The following is a 2,691-nucleotide window of genomic DNA, read 5'->3' as shown; positions in this document are numbered from 1 at the left end:
GCCTCGACGGCGCGGAACGGATCGTCGATGGGCGGCATGAACACCCGCCCCTGCGCATTGATGACCAGGACGCGATGGCCGTTGCGCCCTTCCGCGAACATCGCCCCGCGCCCCGGCGTGCCCGGCGGCAGGTTGATGGGGCGCAGCAGCGTGGTTTCCCGCTCGATATAGGTGAGGGCCTCGCGCTGGTCGAAGGCATGGTCGCCCAGGGTGACGATATCGGCGCCGGCCTCGCGGATGGCGTTGAAATGGCCCTCGGTCAGCCCCTTACCGTGGCTGGCATTCTCGCCATTGACCACGACGAAATCGAAGCGGTGGCGCGCGATGATGTCGGGCAGGCGCGCCGAAACCGCGTCGCGCCCGGCGCGGCCCATCACGTCGCCCAGGAACAATAGCCTCATGCCGAAGGGCCGAAATGACGGATGCCGGCCTCAGTGACCACCGCGTCGAGCGGCACGTCATGGGACTCGCGCGGGATTTCGGCCAGCTCCTGGGCGGCGAAGGCCAGCCCGATCAGCTTCGGCTTCTTGCTCAGCGCCGCCAGGGTGCGGTCGTAATAGCCCCCACCATAGCCCAGCCTCGTGCCGTGCCTGTCAAAGCCCAATAGCGGCATGACGATGACGTCGGGCTCGGCGCGCGGCGCCAGCTCGGAAGGGGCCAGGGTGCCGAAGCCGGCTTCGTAAAGCGAGGCGCCCTGCTCCCAGACGCGCAAATCCAGCGGCTCCTCGGGCCCCTGCACCACCGGCAGCACCACGGTCTGGTTGGAATCCATCAGCCGCACCAGTATGGGCTGGCAATCAAGCTCGTCGCGGATGCGCCAATAGACGGCCACCACATCGGTGGGCGCCAGCGTCACCGCATCGAAAAAATGCCCGGCCGCCAGGGCCGCCGCCTCGGCGCGCTCATTGTGGTCGAGCCCGGCGCGGGCCGCGCGCGCCTCAAGCCGCAGCGCCGCCTTGGCCCCTTCGATCGCTTCATTCACCATAGGCGCGCACGGTCCCGCAAAAAATCCTGTGCCGCCCTGGCCGTGGGATAATCGATCCCGGGAACCTACTCACGTAGGTGGGCGCCGTGTGTCCGAACCCACGGGTCCGGTCAGGGACAGCTCCCTTAAGATCGATTAAGGCCCCGGGGATATTGGTATCCTCACGCACCGGGCAGCAGGTGAAATATAGGGGCTTTGCCCCCTTGTGCAAAGGCCCGTAGCGTCTTGCCCCCCGCAAAAAGACACTTGTTCTCGCCCGCGCCTGCCCCCACCATGAAGAGACAGGATTCCGGGGCGCCCGATGTTCGCGCATATCCTTCTCATCATGATCGTCGCCATCGCCATTTCCGGCCTGGCCGAGCGGCGCAATGCCCAGCCGGCGCTGGTCGTGGCGACGCTGGGGCTGGTGGCTTCTTTCATACCGGGCGTTCCCTCGCTCGAACTGGAGCCCGACATCATCCTGGGCATCGTGCTGCCGCCCATGCTGTTTTCGGCGGCCAGCGACTTTTCCTTCGGCAGCTTCATCAAGCGGCTGGGCTCGATCATCAATCTGGGCGTGCTGATGGTCTTTGCCACTGCCATCGCGGTGGCCGCGGTCGCCGGGTTTTCCGTGGCGGGGCTGACACCCATGGCCGCCCTGGTGCTGGGCGCCGTGCTCGCCCCGCCCGATGCCGTCACCGCCATCACCATCGGCCGCAAGGCCGGCCTGCCCAGCGGGCTGATGACCGTGCTCAAGGGCGAAAGCCTCATCAACGACGCGGCGGCGCTGACGCTGTTCGCGGTGGCCGTGGCCGCCACCACCGGCACCCATGCCTTCATCGACAATCTGGCGCTCTATTTCCTCTATACCGCCACGGTGGGTGTGCTGGCCGGGCTGGTCATGGGGCAGGTCGCCGCCTATGCGCGGCGCAAGCTGGGCAATCCCTCGCTGGCCACCGCCGTCTCGGTCATCCTGCCCTTCGCCGCCTATCTGGTGGCCGAGGAACTGCACGCCTCGGGCGTGCTCGCCGTGGTCGCGGCGGGCTTCGCCATCGGGCACAGCTCGGCCGAATCCGGCTATGCCGAGCGCATCCAGGAGCGCCAGTTCTGGCGCACCGTCGACACCCTGCTCGAAACCTTCGTCTTCGCCTATATCGGGCTGCAACTGCGCTTCATCATCACCGATGCCCAGGATGCCGGCTACGATCTGGTCCGGCTCGTGCTGACGGCGGGGGCCATCTTCCTGTCCACCGTCGCCATCCGCTTCGCCTGGGTGTTCTGCACCGCGCTCATCGCCCGCTGGCGCACAAGGGCGCTGCTCAAACGCTTCGAGCACCACCCGCCCCCGCCCGGAAGGCGGCGGCTGGGCCAGGGGGTGATGCCCCTCACCTGGAAGGAAAACACCGTTCTCGCCTGGACCGGCATGCGCGGCGTCGTCACCCTGGCCGCCGCGGCCGGCGTGCCCACCACGGTGGCCTCGGGTGCCGATTTTCCCGGGCGCGAGGCCATCCTCACCATCGCCTTCCTCGTCACCATCGCCACCCTCCTCATCCAGGGCAGCACATTGCCCTGGATGATCGGCGCGCTCGATCTGAGCGGCGAAGAGGATAAAAGCCACGCCCAGGAACAGCACCGGCTGGCCCGGTCGCTGGCCCAGCAAGCCATGCTCGAAGCGCTGGAGGCCTATCGCCGGGAAAATCCCTCGCCCGCGGCCCAGCGCATGGCCG

The 2,691-nt window shown here is 67.7% G+C and carries 3 protein-coding genes and 1 other RNA gene; 1 reads left to right on the top strand and 3 read right to left on the bottom strand.

Annotated elements, in window-relative coordinates; genetic code table 11:
• The 3 genes from VDP82_RS16810 to ssrS all read right to left on the bottom strand — a co-directional run.
• Positions 1–401: YmdB family metallophosphoesterase (locus tag VDP82_RS16810; RefSeq protein WP_323015976.1), on the bottom strand; the 401-nt coding region annotated here is incomplete at its 3' end.
• Positions 398–985 (bottom strand): 5-formyltetrahydrofolate cyclo-ligase, encoded by a 588-nt coding sequence (locus VDP82_RS16805; RefSeq protein WP_323015975.1) that lies wholly within the window; start codon positions 983–985, stop codon positions 398–400. The genes VDP82_RS16805 and VDP82_RS16810, both read right to left, overlap by 4 nt.
• 24 nt (positions 986–1,009) lie before the next feature.
• Positions 1,010–1,167, bottom strand: a non-coding RNA gene (gene ssrS, locus VDP82_RS16800) — 6S RNA.
• Positions 1,168–1,286: 119 nt separating this feature from the next.
• Here ssrS and VDP82_RS16795 point away from each other — a divergent pair.
• On the top strand, positions 1,287–2,691 hold a 1,405-nt coding region (locus tag VDP82_RS16795), incomplete at its 3' end, for a sodium:proton antiporter (protein ID WP_323015974.1).

This window comes from Devosia sp. (genome assembly GCF_034675085.1).
In the GTDB taxonomy this organism is placed as follows: Bacteria; Pseudomonadota; Alphaproteobacteria; order Rhizobiales; family Devosiaceae; genus Devosia.
The sequence above is the reverse complement of the archived record's forward strand: the minus strand, read 5'-3'. Positions and strand labels throughout refer to the sequence as shown.